The following is a 16,235-nucleotide window of genomic DNA, read 5'->3' as shown; positions in this document are numbered from 1 at the left end:
CACATGCCGATCACCCTGAACGAGAACCTGCCCGCCTATCGCATCCTGTCCGAGGAAGGCGTCATGGTCATGTCGCCGGGCCGCGCCGCGACCCAGGACATCCGCCCCCTGCGCATCGGGCTGCTGAACCTGATGCCCAAGAAGATCCAGACCGAGAACCAGTTCGCCCGGCTGATCGGCGCCACGCCCCTGCAGATCGACTTTCAGCTGATCCGGATGTCCGATCACGAAAGCCGCAACACGGCCGCCGACCATCTGGAAAGCTTCTACCGCCCCTTCCGCGAGGTCGAGGCGACGGGCGAGAAATTCGACGGCCTCATCATCACCGGCGCCCCGATCGAGCACCTGCCCTTCGATCAGGTCACCTATTGGGAAGAACTGACCCGCGTCTTCGCCTGGACGCAGACGCATGTCCATTCGACCTTCGGCGTCTGTTGGGGCGGCATGGCGATGGCCTGGCACTTCCACGGCCTGCCCAAGCATATCCTGCCCGCCAAGGCCTTCGGTTGCTTCCGCCACCAGAACCTGGCCCCCGCCTCGCCCTATCTGCGCGGCTTCTCGGATGATGTGCTGGTCCCGGTCAGCCGCTGGACCGAGGTGCGCCAGGACGATGTCAATGCCCGCCCCGCCCTGACAACGCTGCTGGCCAGCCCCGATGTGGGGCCCTGCCTGCTGGCCGATCCGGGGCATCGCGCGCTCTATGTCTTCAACCATTTCGAATATGACAGCACGACGCTCAAGGACGAATACGACCGCGACGTCGCGGCCGGAAAGCCCATCGGGGTGCCCGCGAACTACTACCCCGAGGACGACCCCTCGCGCGCTCCGTCCAACCGCTGGCGCAGTCACGCCCATCTGCTCTACGGTAACTGGATCAACGAGATCTACCAGACGACATGGTACGACATGTCCCGCATCGGAGAGCCGCAGCCGTGACCCGTCCCGCCCCCATTGCCGAATTGCCGCTGGTCGGGCGGATCTCGGACTATCTCGAGAACGAGGCGCCTGCCGCCTTGCGCGAGGCCGTGACCGAGGGCACCCGGCGCGAGATCCTCGATGCGTCGTTCCCCTATGATTGCATGATGGACAAGGCTGAATACGAGGCGGCGATGGAGCGGTTGCAGCTGCAGCTGGTCCGCATGATGCATGACGTGATCGCCACGAAGAAACGCGTCGTGGTCCTGTTCGAGGGGCGCGACGCGGCCGGCAAGGGCGGCGCGATCGAACGGGTGCGCGCCAATCTGAACCCGCGTTCTGCCTATGTCGTGGCCCTGCCCAAGCCGACCGAGCGCGAGGCCGGGCAATGGTATTTCCAGCGCTATGTGGACTGGCTGCCCGCGGCGGGCGAGATCGCGCTGTTCGACCGCAGCTGGTACAATCGCGGCGTGGTCGAACGCGTCTTCGGCTTCTCGACCGACGCGCAGCGCGGCGCCTTTTTCCGCCAGCTGCCGGGCTTCGAGCAGATGCTGATCGATGACGGCGTGATCCTGGTCAAGCTGTGGCTGAATGTCGAGCGGGCCGAACAGCTGCGGCGTTTCCTCGACCGCGAATGCGACCCGCTGAAGCAGTGGAAGCTGAGCCCGATCGACGTGGATGGGCTGGCGAAATGGGACGAATACACCGACGCGATCCGCGACACGCTGGACCGGTCGCATTCGCCCATCGCGCCTTGGACCGTGATCCGGGCGGATGACAAGCGCCGGGCGCGGATCGCGGCGATCCAGACCATCCTGCGGGCCGTGGGCCATGCCGGCGCCGATCCCCAGGCCATCGGCACCCCCGATCCGGTCATCGCGGGCGGCCCGGAATTGCTGCGCGGCTAGCCCCTCTTGGCGGCCCGGGACCGTCATGGCAGAACAGGGCCGTCCAGCGAGGGGGAGATCATGGAACTAGCACAAAGCCGCGCCATCGTGACCGGGGGCGCCTCGGGTCTGGGTCTGGCCACAGCGCGCCACTTCCGCGAGGCGGGGGCCGAGGTGATGATCCTCGACATGGCCGAGGCCGGACAGGCCGAGGCTGACCGCATCGGCGCGGGGTTCCAGCGCACCGATGTCACCGACGAGGCAAGCGCAGAGGCCGCCATCGCAGCCTCGGTTGCGCGGATGGGGGGCATCGACATCTGCGTGAACTGCGCGGGCATCGCCACGGGCGAGCGGGTGCTGGGCCGCGAGGGGCCGCACCGGCTGGACAGCTTCCGCCGCACCATCGAGATCAACCTGATCGGCAGCTTCAACATCATGCGCCTGGCCGCCGCCGAGATGGCCCGCAACGAGCGCGACGAGAACGGCGTGATCGTCAATACGGCCTCGGTCGCGGCCTTTGACGGGCAGAAGGGTCAGGCGGCCTATGCGGCGTCCAAGGCGGCGATCGCGGGGATGACGCTGCCGCTTGCGCGCGATCTGGCCAGCCAGCGCATCCGCGTCTGCGCCATTGCGCCCGGCATCTTCGGCACACCGATGCTGCGCGGCCTGCCGCAGGACGTGCAGGACAGCCTGGCCGAGGAAGTGACCTTCCCCAAGCGGCTGGGCGAGCCCGAGGAATATGCACGCCTTGCCGCTTTCATCGTCGCCAACAGCTATCTGAACGGCGAGGTGATCCGCATGGACGGCGCCTTGCGCATGCGCTGAACACGAGCACGCGAGCCGCTTGCACCCCCCTTCGGGCGAGGCTAGCGTCAGGAAAAATCCCCAACAGGAAGGCCCGGTTTCATGCGCTTGATGACCACCACCATTCTGGCCGTCTCGGCCCTGCCCGCCCTTGCCGCCGACCCCGAACTGACCGTCTTCGACTGGGCGGGCTTCGAGGTCCCCGAGATCTTTCAGGCCTATATCGACCAGCACGGCCAATCGCCCACCTTCGCCTTTTTCGGCGATGACGACGAGGCGTTCCAGAAGGTCTCGTCCGGGTTCCGCGCCGATATCGTCCATCCCTGCAGCCAGATGGTCGGCAAATACCGCGATGCCGGGCTGATCGAACCCTGGGATACCAGCCGCATCCCGAATTTCGACAAGATCGACGAGCGTTTCCTCGACAGCGAGGTTTTCCGCGACGAGACCGGCGTCTGGTTCATCCCGACCGATTGGGGCGCGACCGCCATCGCCTACAACACCGAGACCGTCCCGGCCGAGGACGTGGCCACGCTGCAGATATTCGTCGACCCGAAATATCAGGGCCGCACCTCGCTGCCCGACAGCGCCGACGATGTCTGGGCGCTTGGCTATCTGGCGACCGGCACGACCGATTGGGACGATGTGACCGAGGAACAGTTCCAGGCCGCCGCCGACTGGCTGCGCCAGGCCCATCAGAATGTCGCGGCCTACTGGTCCGACCCCTCCGAGCAGGCGCAGCTGATGGCGTCGGGGCTGGTGGATGTGGCCTGGTCCTGGAATGACGGCGTGGTCTATCTGCAGGGCGACAATTACCCCGTGGGCTTCCAGCGCTCGCCGGTCGAGGGGTCTTCGACCTTCTTCTGCGGCTTCGTGAACGCCAAGAACGGCCCGGGCAGCGAGGACAAGGTCTACGATTTCATCAATGCCTGGCTCGAACCCTCGGCGGGTCGCGCGCTGCTGGACGCGATCGGCTACGGCCATACCTCGGTCGAGGCGATGGCGACCATCGCCGATGATCCGGCGGTGATCGAGGGCTTGGGCGATCTGGACGTTCCCGTTCTTGCGCAGACCCCGAACGACCCGCAGCAGCGCATCCGTCAGCTGGCCGAGTTCGAGCGGATCAAGGCGGGGTTCTGATCCACGTGCACAGCACCGCGTCGGGGGCGGGGGCGCAGGCCCCCGCCCCTTTCTCATGGACTTCGGACTTGCACGCCGCTCATGATCTTCTGCAGAAGTATGAATTTGCGGACAGCGGCGCGGGTCGCTATATCACGGGCTTCAATCACGAGGTTCGTCCATGTCCCTGCCTGCATCCCCCGTCTTCAAGGCGCTGAACGACGCCGCGCGCGACCGCATCCTGATCCTTGACGGGGCGATGGGAACGCAGATCCAGAACCTGGGCCTGGCCGAGGAGGATTATACCGGCCAGGGCTCTGGCCATGTCTGCCGGCACCACACGGATCATCCGCAGAAAGGCAATAACGACCTGCTGATCCTGACCCAGCCCGAGGCGGTCGAGGAAATCCACTACCGCTACGCCATTGCGGGGGCCGACATCGTCGAGACCAACACCTTCTCGGCGACCACCATCGCGCAGGCCGATTACGGTCTGCAAGAGGCCGTGACCGACCTGAACGTCGAGGGTGCGCGCGTCGTGCGCCGCGCGCTGGACCGCGCCACGGCCGAGGACGGGCGCCCCCGCTTCGTCGCGGGCGCCATCGGGCCGACGAACCGCACGGCCTCGATCAGCCCCGACGTGAACAATCCCGGCTTTCGCGCGACCAGCTTCGAGGAGTTGCGCGTGGCCTATCTGCAGCAGGCGCGCGGCCTGATCGCGGGCGGCGCCGACATCCTGCTGATCGAGACGATCTTCGACACGCTGAACGCCAAGGCGGCAATCTTCGCCTGCAATCAGGCGATGGAGGAACACGGTCTTGCCTTGCCGCTGATGATCTCGGGGACGATCACGGATGCTTCGGGGCGCACCCTCTCGGGGCAGACGCCCACGGCCTTCTGGTATTCGGTGCGTCATGCCCGGCCCTGGACGATCGGCCTGAACTGCGCGCTTGGCGCCGAGGCGATGCGGCCGCATCTGGCGGAACTCTCGGGCGTGGCCGAAACGCTGATCTGCGCCTATCCCAATGCCGGCCTGCCCAACGCCTTCGGCCAGTATGACGAGGGCCCGCAGGACACCGCCCGGCAGGTCGCCGAATTCGCCCGCGAGGGTCTTGTGAACGTCGTGGGCGGCTGCTGCGGCACCACGCCCGACCATATTCGCGCCATTGCCGAAGCCGTTGCGGGCTTCGCCCCCAGAAAGGTGCCCGCCTATGCCTGACCGTCTTCTGCGCCTCTCGGGTCTGGAACCCTTCACGCTGACGCCCGACATCCCCTTCGTGAATGTGGGCGAGCGTACGAACGTCACCGGCAGCGCGCGTTTCCGCAAGCTGATCAAGGAACGCGACTACGCCACCGCGCTGGAAGTCGCCCGCGATCAGGTCGAGAACGGAGCCCAGATCATCGACATCAACATGGATGAGGGGCTGATCGACAGCCGCGCGGCCATGGTCGAGTTCCTGAACCTCGTCGCCGCCGAGCCCGACATCGCCCGCGTGCCGATCATGATCGACAGCTCGAAATGGGAGGTGATCGAGGCCGGGCTGCAATGCGTTCAGGGCAAGCCGGTCGTCAACTCGATCAGCATGAAGGAAGGCGAGGAGCAGTTCCGCCATCAGGCCCGCCTGTGCCTCGCCTATGGCGCGGCGGTCGTGGTCATGGCCTTCGATGAACAGGGCCAGGCCGACACCGCCGCCCGCAAGATCGAGATCTGCCAGCGCGCTTACAACATTCTCGTGAACGAGGTCGGATTTCCGCCCGAGGACATCATCTTTGACCCGAACATCTTCGCCGTGGCGACCGGGATCGAGGAACACGACAATTACGGCGTCGATTTCATCGAAGCCACGCGCTGGATCCGCCAGAACCTGCCGCATGCCCATGTGTCGGGGGGGGTCTCGAACCTCAGCTTCAGCTTCCGCGGCAACGAACCCGTGCGCGAGGCGATGCATGCGGTGTTCCTCTACCACGCCATCCAGGCGGGGATGGATATGGGCATCGTCAATGCGGGCCAGCTGGCGGTCTATGACCAGATCGACCCCGACCTGCGCGAGGCCTGCGAGGACGTCGTCCTGAACCGCAAGCCTCGCGCGGGCGGCACCGCGACCGAACGCCTGCTGGAGATCGCCGAGCGTTTCCGCGGCGATGGCGGCGCCAAGCGCGAGAAGGACCTGTCCTGGCGCGAATGGCCGATCGAGAAGCGGCTGGAACATGCGCTGGTCAACGGCATCACCGAATACATCGAGGCCGACACCGAGGAAGCCCGGCAACAGGCCGAACGCCCGCTGCACGTCATCGAAGGGCCGCTGATGGCCGGCATGAACGTCGTCGGCGACCTCTTCGGCGCGGGCAAGATGTTCCTGCCGCAGGTGGTGAAATCCGCCCGCGTGATGAAGCAGGCCGTCGCGGTCCTTCTGCCCTATATGGAGGAGGAAAAGCGCCTCTCGGGTGGCGAGGGGCGCGAGACGGCGGGCAAGGTTCTGATGGCGACGGTCAAGGGCGACGTCCACGACATCGGCAAGAACATCGTCGGCGTCGTGCTGGCCTGCAACAATTTCGAGGTGATCGACCTCGGCGTGATGGTCCCCCCGCAAAAGATCCTGCAGGTCGCGCGCGAGGAAAAGGTCGACATCATCGGCCTCTCGGGCCTCATCACGCCCTCGCTTGACGAAATGGTACATCTTGCCTCAGAGATGGAGCGCGAGGGCTTCGACATCCCGCTGCTGATCGGTGGTGCGACGACTTCCAAGATCCATACGGCGGTCAAGATCGCGCCCCGCTACACGCGCGGGCAGGCGGTCTATGTGACCGATGCCAGCCGCGCGGTGGGCGTGGCCTCGGCGCTGATGTCGCCCACGCAGCGCCCCGATTACGTCGCCGGGATCCGCGCCGAATACGAGGACGTGGCCCTGCGCCACGAACGCTCCGAGGCCGCGAAAAGCCGCCTGCCGCTGGCCGCTGCACGCGCCAATGCGATCCGCCCGGACTGGGCCTCCTATGCCCCGGTCGCGCCCTCCTTCACCGGCACCCGCGTGATCGACGACTGGGATCTGGCCGAGATCGCCCGCTACATCGACTGGACGCCCTTCTTCCAGACTTGGGAACTGAAAGGCGTCTATCCCCGCATCCTCGATGACGAGGCGCAGGGCCCCGCCGCCCGCCAGCTTTTCGCCGAGGCGCAAGAGATGCTGTCGCGCATCATCGCGGGCAAGTGGTTCCGCCCCCGCGCGGTGGTGGGCTTCTGGCCCGCCAATGCCGCAGGCGACGACATCCGCCTTTGGGCCGATGCTGAACGCAGGACGCCGCTGGCCACGCTGCACACGCTGCGCCAGCAGGTGACCAAGCGCAACGGCCGACCGAATGTGGCCCTGTCGGATTTCGTGGCGCCCGAGGGCATCCCCGATCATGTCGGCGGCTTCGTCGTCACCGCCGGCCCCGAGGAGGCCGAGATCGCCGCCCGCTACGAACGCGCGAATGACGATTACGGCGCGATCATGGTCAAGGCGCTGGCCGACCGCATCGCCGAGGCCATGGCCGAGATGCTGCATGAACGCGTCCGGCGCGAATTCTGGGGCTACGGCGCGGACGAGGCCTTCACCCCGGAGGAACTGATCGCCGAACCCTACAAGGGTATCCGCCCCGCGCCGGGCTATCCGGCCCAGCCCGACCATACCGAAAAGCTGACGCTGTTCCGGCTGCTCGACGCCGAACAGGCGACCGGCGTGACGCTGACGGAAAGCATGGCGATGTGGCCCGGCTCATCGGTCTCGGGCCTCTATATCGCCCATCCCGACAGCTACTATTTCGGCGTCGCCAAGATCGAGGAAGACCAGGCCCGGGACTACGCCGCCCGCAAGGGTTGGACGCTCGAGGAAACCGAACGCTGGCTGGCGCCCGTCCTTAATTACGACCCCGCCCGGCGTGCGGCCGAAGCGGCGGCCTGACGCCCCTTTGCCTTGGAAAAATATCCTCGGGGGGTGCAGGGGGGCAGACAGCCCCCCTGCCCTTGCCCAAGGCGCACTCAGTCGGCGCTGCTGCGCGAATAGACATCCTCGTAGCGGATGATGTCGTCCTCGCCCAGATAGCTGCCGGTCTGCACCTCGATCAGCACCATCGGCACCTTGCCCGGATTCTCCATCCGGTGAATGGCGCCAAGCGGCACATAGATCGACTGGTTCTCGGTCACCAAAGTCACCGTGTCATCCACCGTCACCCGCGCCGTGCCCGACACGACGATCCAGTGTTCCGACCGGTGGACGTGGCTTTGCAGCGACAAGGCCGCGCCGGGCTTCACGACGATGCGCTTGACCTGAAAGCGGTCGGCCAAAGCCAGCGTCTCGAACCAGCCCCAGGGACGGTGATCGCGTGGGAATGCCTCGGCCTGCTTGGCGCGGCGCGCCTTCAGCGCGCTGACCGCATGGCGCACATCCTGCGCGCGGTCCTTGTCGGCCACCAGCACCGCATCGGATGTCGCCACGACCATCAGATCGCGCAGGCCGATCCCCACCACCTCGACTTCATCGCTGTCCGAACGCAGCAGCACGTTCTCGCAGTCGATGGCGGTGGCACGGGCCTCGGCCAGAACGCCGTTGTCAGAGGGGTTGCGCGACAGACCCTCGCGCCAGACGGCGTCCCAGCCGCCCAGATCCGACCAGCGGCCCGAATAGCGCACCACGCTGAGGTTGCCGGCCTTCTCCATCACGGCATAGTCGATTGAATTGTCCTCGAGCCCCTCCCAGGGGCCGCGCGCCAGCCGCAGGAAGCCCAGATCGCGCTGCGCGCCGTCGACGGCGGCCTGAACGGGCTCGAGATAGGCCGGGGCGTGCTGGCGGAAGGCCTCGATCATCGCATCGGCGCGGAAGAGGAAGATCCCCGCATTCCACAGGAAGGTGCCGGCCTCGACCATCTGAGCGGCCCGCACGGCATCGGGCTTCTCGACAAAGCGCGCCAGGGGCTGCGGGCCTTCGCCATCCGAGGCCAGTTCGAGATAGCCGTAGCCCGTCTCAGGGCGGTCCGGCGTGATGCCGAATGTCACGATCCGCCCCTCGCGCGCCGCGACCGCGCCCTGCGCCACGGCGGCCCGGAAGGCGGCCGCATCGGGGATCACGTGATCCGAGGGCGCGACCAGCACCAGCCCCGAAGGATCCTCGGCCGCCACCATCAGCGCGGCGGCCAGGATCGCGGGGGCGGTGTTGCGGCCCGCGGGCTCGATCACGATGCTGCCCGCCTCGATCCCCGCCTGTTCAAGCTGTTCGGCCACGATGAAGCGGAAATCCGAATTGGTCATCACCATGGGCGCGGCGAAATCCTCGCCGCAGAGCCGCCGGGCCGAGGCCTGAAACAGCGTCTCGTCGCCCACAAGCTGCGCGAACTGCTTGGGAAAGCTCTTGCGCGAGACGGGCCACAAGCGCGTGCCGGACCCGCCCGCCATCAAGACCGGAGTAATCTGAACCATGACAATCCTCTTGGCGCGCAGCGCCCCTGTTCGTTCCGTCGCGGAGGGCATCCTCCGCCTGCGGCCAGTCAAATGACGAACCGCGCCCGGCGTCAACCCGTAGGCTCGGCTCCGGCCGCCACAGGCGCGCGATTGCCACGCATTCTCGGCATTCAGGCGGTTTTCATGGCACGGCCCGAGACATAGGTCTGCGCCACAGCCCGGTCGTCGCCCATGATCTGCAGGATGAACAATTCCTCGGCCAGGCTGCGGGCCCGTTCCGCCCTCAGCGCCATGGCGGGCGTCGCGCGCGGGTCCAGAACCACCAGGTCGGCAGCGCTGCCCGGCGCCAGAGTGCCGATCTCGGTCTCAAGGCCAAGCGCCAGCGCATTGCCGCGCGTCGCCCAGTGAAAGGCCGCCAGCGGGTGCAGCTTCTGGCCGCGCATCTGCAGGACCTTGTAGCCCTCGTTCAGGGTCGTCAGCATCGACCAGCTGGTGCCGCCGCCGACATCGGTCGCGATCCCGCTGACGATCCCCGCCGCCCGAAGGCCCTGTTCGTCGAAGAGACCCGAGCCCAGAAACAGGTTCGAGGTCGGGCAGAAGACGGCGCGGCTGCCGGTCTCGGCCATACGCGCGATCTCTCTCGGTTCCAGATGGATCGAATGGCCCAGCAGGGTCTTCGGGCCCAGAAGGCCGTGCGTCTCGTAGATGTCGAGGTAATCGCGCGCCTGCGGATAGAGGCTCAGCGTATAGGCGATCTCGTCGCGGTTCTCGGAGAGATGCGTCTGCACATGGCAATCGGGATGCTCGGCCGCCAGCGCGCCCGCCGCGGCCAGTTGTCCGGGCGTCGAGGTGATCGCGAAGCGGGGCGTGATCGCGTAGCGCTGGCGGCCCCTGCCGTGCCAGGTCTCGATCAGTGCCTTGCTGTCGTCATAGGAGGATTGCGCTGTATCATGCACCGCCGGGATCGCGTTGCGGTCCATCATCACCTTGCCCGCCACCATCGCCATGTCGCGGGCTTGGGCGGCGGTGAAGAGGGCCTCGGCGCTGGTCCTGTGGCTGGAGCAGAAGGCGACGGCGGTCGTCGTGCCATGCGCGACCAGCTGGTCGAGGAAGAGACCCGCCATGCGCGCGGCATGCGCAGGATCGGCGAATTCGGCCTCGGCCGGGAAAGTATAGGTGTTCAGCCAGTCCAGAAGCTGGGCGCCCCAGCTGGCGATGACCTGAAGCTGCGGGAAATGGATATGCGGGTCGATGAAACCCGGCAGGATGAGATGCGGGCGGTGGTCGATCTCGGGCAGGCCGTCGCGGGCCAGATCGGCGTGATCGCCGACGGCGAGGATGCGGCCATCCTGGATCAGGATCGCGCCATCCTCGTGGTAGCGGTGGTTCCGGTCGGTTTCGGCCGGGTCGGCGAAAAAATCGAGGACGCGGCCCCGGATCAGCTGTTGCATGGGTATTTGTTCAACGAAGAAGAGGTGAGGCGCGCCATCAATTCGGCGGCGGTGAAGGCGGCGATGATCTCGGGGCGCTTGTCGCGCGAAAAGCCTGCGCCGATCGGGCAGGTCAGGCGGGCCGGATCAAGCCCGCGACCGGCCGCGAAGCGGATGAACCGGGCGCGTTTCGTGGCGCTGCCGATCATGCCGATATAGGCGAGATCGGAGCGGGCCAGCGCCTCGGCCGCGAGCAGGAAATCCAGCGCGTGATCATGGGTCAGGATCACCACCGCGCTGCCGGGGCGGGCGGCGCGGATCCCGGCCTCGGGGAGTGCGGTCAGGAACGTCGGGCCGGTGGCCCGGGCCAGTTCGGCCTCGCGGCTGTCGATGAGGAGCGCGTTGACCGGCAGGGGCGCCAGTGCGAGGGCCAGCGCGCGACCGACATGGCCGGCCCCGAAGATCAGCACATCGGGATGGACCTGCGGGGTGGGCGCGTGGCGGTCGAGTTCCAGCACCACCCTGCCCCCGCAGCATTGCCCGATCTCGGGGCCGAGGGGGATGTCCATGCGCGCCGCATCCTCGCCCCGCGCCAGCATCTGACGGGCGCGGTCAATGGCCATGTATTCCAGCTGGCCGCCGCCGATCGTGCCCTGCGTCGTCTCGGGGGTCACGATCATCTCGGCCCCCGCTTCGCGCGGGGTCGAGCCGCGCGCGGACAGGACCCGGACGCGGATCATCCACGCAGCCTTTCGGCCGCCATCAGCACGCGCTCGGGCGTGGCGGGGGCGTCGATGCGCGCGGGTTCGCGGTAATCGGCGAGCGAGGCGACCGCCATGTTGATCGCCTCGAAGACGCTGATGCCCAGCACGAAAGGCGGCTCGCCCACGGCCTTGGATCGCTTGATCGTGCGCTCGGCCGCCTCGGACCAGTCTGCGAGCCGCACATTGAAGATGCGCGGCCGGTCCGATGCCAGCGGCACCTTGTAGGTCGAGGGGGCATGGGTCCGCAGCCGGCCGTCGCCGTCCCACCACAATTCCTCGGTTGTCAGCCAGCCCGCGCCCTGGACAAAGGCGCCCTCGACCTGGCCCCGGTCCAGCGCCGGGTTCAGGCTGCGGCCCACATCATGCAGGATGTCGGCGCGGTCGATCACGTATTCGCCCGTCAGCGTATCGACCGAGACCTCGGCCACCGCCGCGCCATAGGCGAAGTAGTAGAAGGGCCGGCCCCGCCCCGTCGCCCGGTCCCAATGGATCTTGGGCGTCTTGTAGAAGCCCGCCGCCGACAGATGGATGCGCGCCAGATAGGCCGCCCGGATCACCTGATCGAAGGGGATCAGGTGATCGCCCGCGCGCAGATGGCCCGGCGCGAAGGTCACCCGATCGGGCGCGACCTGCCACCGTTCGGCCACGAAGGCCACCAGCCGCGCCTTGATCTGTTCGGCCGCATCCAGCGCCGCCATGCCGTTCAGGTCGGTCCCCGACGAGGCCGCCGTGGCAGAGGTGTTGGGAACCTTCTCGGTTGTGGTGCGCGTGATCTTGATGCGGCTGATGTCGCATTGGAAGGCCTCGGCCACGACCTGCGCGACCTTGGTGTTCAGGCCCTGCCCCATCTCGGTGCCGCCATGGTTCAGCTGGATCGAGCCATCGGCATAGACATGGATCAGCGCGCCGGCCTGGTTGAAGGCCGTGTTCGTGAAGCTGATCCCGAACTTCACCGGCGTCAGCGCGATCCCCTTGCGGATCACGCCATCTTGCGCGTTCCAGTCCAGCACCGCGCGGCGGCGGGCCTGATAATCGCTGCTTTCCTCAAGCTCGTCGATCAGGCGGGGCAGGATCTGGTCCTGCACCTCCTGGTGATAGGGGGTCAGCTGGCCGTTGCGGTAGAGGTTGCGCTTGCGCACCTCCAGCGGGTCGAGGCGCAGCGCATAGGCGATTTCCTCGATCACGCGCTCGGCCATGATGCAGCCCTGCGGGCCGCCAAAACCGCGGAAGGCCGTGTTGCTGACCGTGTTCGTCTTCATCGGATGGCTCGAGACGCGGACATCAGGATAGTAATAGGCGTTGTCGGCGTGAAACAGCGCCCGGTCGGTCACCGGCCCCGACAGGTCGGCCGAAAAGCCGCAGCGGGCGATGAAATCGCCCTCGATCGCGGTGATGCGGCCCTCGTCGTCGAAGCCCGCCCGGTAATCGATGACGAAATCGTGCCGCTTGCCCGTCGCGATCATGTCGTCGTCGCGGTCGGGCCGGATCTTGACCGCAGAGCGCCAGCGCCGCGCCGCGACCGCCGCGACGCAGGCAAATAGGTTCATCTGCGTTTCCTTGCCGCCAAAGCCGCCGCCCATGCGCCGGACATTGACCACCACGGAATGGGACGGCACGCGCAGCACATGGGCGACCATGTGCTGCACCTCGGAGGGGTGCTGGGTCGAGACATGCAGCGCCATCTCGTCATCCTCGCCCGGGATGGCCAGCGCGATCTGACCCTCGAGGTAGAAATGGTCCTGCCCGCCGACGGCCAGCCGCCCCGCGATCCGGTGGCGGGCGCGCGCCAGCGCGCCCGCCGCATCGCCACGGCGCAGGGTCAGGGGCTCGGTGACGTAGGGGCCGCCCGCCTCGAGCGCCGCGACCGGGTCGAGGATCGCGGGCAGCGGGTCATAGCTGATGCGCGCCTTGTGGGCGGCGCGCCGGGCCTGATCGCGAGTCGCGGCGATCACGGCAAAGACCGGCTGACCCCAGAACTGCACCAGCCCGTCGGCCAGGATCGGATCATCGCCCCGTCCCGAGGGCGAGACATCGTTGACACCTTCCAGATCGGCCGCCGTCAGCACGCCCAGCACGCCCGGATGAGCCAGCGTGTCGGCGAAATCCATCCCGGTGATGCGGCCATGCGCGCAGGTCGAAAGGCCCAGATAGGCGTGCAGCGTGCCGACAGGCTCGATCAGGTCGTCGGTGTAATCCGCACGGCCAGCCACATGCTTGGCGGCGCTGTCATGGATCAGGTCCTGATGCGCCTGACCGCGCAGCGTGGTGCTGTCATCCTTCATCGCTCAGGCCTCCTCGCTCTGGCGCAGCCGCAGGGGCAGGCCGGGTTCGCTCTGCTCCAGCCAGAAGCGGCGGATCAGGTTGCGCGCGACCGTCGCGCGGTAGGCGGCGCTGGCGCGCATGTCGGTCAGCGGCTGGAAATCCTCGGCCAGCGCACGTCCGGCCGCGTCGAAGGCAGGTGCGGCAAAGGGCTGGCCCAGCAGCGCGGCCTCGGCCCGCGCGGCGCGGCGCGGCGTGCCCGCCATGCCGCCAAAGGCCAGCCGGGCCGAGGCGATGCGGCCCTCCTCGACCCGGATGGCGATGCCGGCCGCCACGGCGGTGATGTCGCTGTCGCGGCGCTTGCTGATCTTGTAGGCGGCGATGCGGTCGCCCTCGCCCGGCAGGGGGATCAGCACGGCCTCGACGAATTCGCCGGGCTGGCGGTCCTGCTTGCCGTATTCGATGAAGAACGCCTCCAGCGGGATCTCGCGGCGCGCATCGCCCCGCCGCAGGACCAGCCGCGCGCCAAGCGCGATCAGCAGCGGGGGCGTGTCGCCGATGGGCGAGCCGTTGGCGATGTTCGCCCCGATCGTGCCCGCATTGCGCACCTGCCAGCCGCCGATCCGCGACCAGTATTCGGCGGCCTGCGGCAGGTGGCGGGCGATCAGCGGCATCGCCTCGGAATAGGTGACGCCTGCGCCGAGGCGGATCGTGCCGTTCTCGACGACGATCTCCTTCATCAGGTGGCCGATGAAGATGGCGGGGCTGATGTCGCGCATGAATTTCGTGACCCAGAGGCCCACATCGGTCGCCCCCGCGACCAGCGTGGCGCCCGGCTCCTCCTGCAGAAGCGCGGCCAGATCATCCGTGTCGGCCGGGATCAGCGCCCGGTCGCCGCCGCGCGCAAGCGAGACGCGCGATCCCCGCATCGACCTCAGGCGCGCGGCCACCGCCAGACGCTCGCGCGCCAGCGCGTCCTGCGTCTGGCCCCCCGCCGCCCCCACGGCCAGAGCCGCGCGGATGATCGGCGCATATCCGGTGCAGCGGCAGATATTGCCCTGCAGCGCGGTCTCGATCTCGGCCTCGCCAGCCTCGGGGTTCGTCATCCACAACCCGTAAAGCGCCATGACGATGCCCGGCGTGCAGAAGCCGCACTGGCTGCCGTGGTGATCGACCATGGCCTGCTGGACCGGGTGCAGGCCGCCATCGGGGCCGCGCAGATGCTCGATCGTCACGACATGCGTCGCGTGGCAGGACGCCATCAGCCGGATGCAGGCATTGATCGGCTCGTAGATCAGAGCGCCATCCTCGGTCAGACGCCCCGACAGAACCGTGCATGCGCCGCAATCGCCCTCGGCGCAGCCCTCCTTGGTGCCGGTCAGCCGCCGCGTCAGACGCAGATGGTCCAGCAGCGTGTCTGACGCCCCGACCTCGGTCAAAGCGATTTCGGTATCGTTCAGAAGAAAGCGCAGCTGGGTCATTCTGGTCCGTCCTTGGCTGCCCCGATGCTAGGCGCGAACTTGCAGAGGGGAAATCGCCCGTGGCATAGAAGACTTTACACGATCCATTGAAAGCGAACCACCGCGATGTCCTATCTGGAAAGCCTGCGCGTCTTCGTGCGTGTGGTCGAACTGGGCTCGATCACCGCCGGCGGCAGGGATTTGCGGCTTTCTCCGGCAGTTGCCTCGAATCGCATCAAGGATCTTGAAAATCGGTTCGGACTGCGGCTGTTGAACCGCACCACCCGCAAGCTGACGCCGACCGAGATCGGACGCGCCTTCTACGACCATGCCCGCCGGGTGATCGAGACGCTGGACGAGGCTGAGGCGCTGGTTTCCAGCTATTCGGGCAAGCCGCAGGGGGTGATCCGGCTGACCGCTCCCCTGGGCCTGGGGCGGCGGCTGATCGCGCCGCTGATCCCCGTCTTTTGCGCCGAGAATCCGGGCGTCGAGATCCGGCTGCGGCTGTCGGACCGCAACGTCAACATCGTCGAGGATGCGATCGACCTGGCCTTCTTTCTGGGAGAGCCTGCCGATTCCGCGCTGAAATGGCGCAAGATCGCGGATTGCCCGCGCCTGCTGGTCGCCTCGCCCGATTATCTCGCAGCGCGCGGCTTGCCCGAGGGGCCGGACGATCTGGCGGATCACAATTGCCTGCTGCTGCGCTATCCGCGCAGCCCCGAATACTTCTGGGTTCTCCAGACGGGTGAAGGGCCGCGCAAGCTGGGCCTTCAGGGGCGGTTCGACACGGATGACGGCGATGTCCTGCGCGACTGGGCGCTTGGTGGACACGGCATCGCCAACCGCCCGCTTTACGAGGTGGCCGGGGATCTTGCGGCGGGACGGCTGGTCGAGGTGCTGCCGCAGAACCGGCCGCTGCCCGCGCAATTCGGCTGTCTGACGCCGCATCGCCGCCTGCAGGATCCCAAGGTCCGCATGTTCGCCGATTACGCGACGCGCGAATTGCGGCCCTTGTTCCAGGAATGATCCCGGCGGACCTTGCCGGGGGCGGTAGCGGCGCGTCCTTCCCCCATCGAGGGGGAAGGACGCGCCCGGGGGCCTGACGGCCCCCGCCGCCACGCCGACGCAGGCGGTGCGCTCAGGTCAGCGCTCGCCGGAGGGCG

12 protein-coding genes are annotated in these 16,235 nt (G+C 67.5%); 7 read left to right on the top strand and 5 right to left on the bottom strand.

The genetic code is table 11. From position 1 onward, the window contains the following. Positions 1 to 3 precede the first annotated feature (3 nt). The 6 genes from QAR72_RS11195 (at position 4) to metH (ending at position 7,666) form a co-directional block, all read left to right on the top strand. On the top strand, positions 4 to 936 hold the full coding sequence (locus QAR72_RS11195) for a homoserine O-succinyltransferase (protein ID WP_304617461.1): 933 nt from the start codon (positions 4 to 6) through the stop codon (positions 934 to 936). Then, positions 897 to 1,823, top strand: a complete 927-nt coding sequence (gene ppk2, locus QAR72_RS11190) for a polyphosphate kinase 2 (protein WP_304617460.1) — start codon at positions 897 to 899, stop codon at positions 1,821 to 1,823. The genes QAR72_RS11195 and ppk2 overlap by 40 nt, the downstream gene beginning before the upstream one ends. 60 nt (positions 1,824 to 1,883) lie before the next feature. After that, positions 1,884 to 2,627 (top strand): SDR family oxidoreductase, encoded by a 744-nt coding sequence (locus QAR72_RS11185; protein ID WP_304617459.1) that lies wholly within the window; start codon positions 1,884 to 1,886, stop codon positions 2,625 to 2,627. Between the two features lie 90 nt (positions 2,628 to 2,717). Further along, positions 2,718 to 3,746, top strand: coding sequence for an ABC transporter substrate-binding protein (locus QAR72_RS11180; RefSeq protein ID WP_442953576.1), 1,029 nt, complete (start codon positions 2,718 to 2,720; stop codon positions 3,744 to 3,746). Positions 3,747 to 3,906: 160 nt separating this feature from the next. Then, positions 3,907 to 4,944: a homocysteine S-methyltransferase family protein gene (locus tag QAR72_RS11175; RefSeq protein ID WP_304617457.1), complete on the top strand. Its 1,038-nt coding sequence runs from the start codon at positions 3,907 to 3,909 to the stop codon at positions 4,942 to 4,944. After that, positions 4,937 to 7,666 (top strand): methionine synthase, encoded by a 2,730-nt coding sequence (metH, locus tag QAR72_RS11170; protein WP_304617456.1) that lies wholly within the window; start codon positions 4,937 to 4,939, stop codon positions 7,664 to 7,666. The genes QAR72_RS11175 and metH overlap by 8 nt, the downstream gene beginning before the upstream one ends. A 77-nt stretch (positions 7,667 to 7,743) precedes the next feature. On the opposite strand, the gene QAR72_RS11165 is transcribed toward metH, so the two are convergent. The 5 genes from QAR72_RS11165 to xdhA all read right to left on the bottom strand — a co-directional run bounded on the left by QAR72_RS11165 (position 7,744) and on the right by xdhA (position 15,093). Beyond that, entirely contained in the window at positions 7,744 to 9,177 is a 1,434-nt protein-coding gene (locus tag QAR72_RS11165) for a mannose-1-phosphate guanylyltransferase/mannose-6-phosphate isomerase (protein WP_304617455.1), read from the bottom strand. Positions 9,178 to 9,329: 152 nt separating this feature from the next. Then, complete coding sequence (guaD, locus tag QAR72_RS11160; RefSeq protein ID WP_304617454.1) at positions 9,330 to 10,610, bottom strand: guanine deaminase; 1,281 nt, start codon at positions 10,608 to 10,610, stop codon at positions 9,330 to 9,332. Continuing rightward, entirely contained in the window at positions 10,598 to 11,329 is a 732-nt protein-coding gene (xdhC, locus tag QAR72_RS11155; protein ID WP_304617453.1) for a xanthine dehydrogenase accessory protein XdhC, read from the bottom strand. Before xdhC ends, guaD begins: the two co-directional genes overlap by 13 nt. Next, complete coding sequence (gene xdhB / locus QAR72_RS11150; RefSeq protein WP_304617452.1) at positions 11,326 to 13,635, bottom strand: xanthine dehydrogenase molybdopterin binding subunit; 2,310 nt, start codon at positions 13,633 to 13,635, stop codon at positions 11,326 to 11,328. The genes xdhC and xdhB overlap by 4 nt, the downstream gene beginning before the upstream one ends. Positions 13,636 to 13,638: 3 nt before the next feature. Then, positions 13,639 to 15,093 (bottom strand): xanthine dehydrogenase small subunit, encoded by a 1,455-nt coding sequence (gene xdhA / locus QAR72_RS11145; RefSeq protein ID WP_304617451.1) that lies wholly within the window; start codon positions 15,091 to 15,093, stop codon positions 13,639 to 13,641. Between the two features lie 105 nt (positions 15,094 to 15,198). Between xdhA and QAR72_RS11140 the strand changes: the two genes are divergently transcribed. Then, complete coding sequence (locus QAR72_RS11140; protein ID WP_304617450.1) at positions 15,199 to 16,098, top strand: LysR family transcriptional regulator; 900 nt, start codon at positions 15,199 to 15,201, stop codon at positions 16,096 to 16,098. Positions 16,099 to 16,235 lie beyond the last annotated feature (137 nt).

This window comes from Paracoccus sp. (in: a-proteobacteria) (assembly GCF_030604785.1).
Lineage (GTDB): Bacteria > Pseudomonadota > Alphaproteobacteria > Rhodobacterales > Rhodobacteraceae > Paracoccus.
The sequence above is the reverse complement of the archived record's forward strand: the minus strand, read 5'-3'. Positions and strand labels throughout refer to the sequence as shown.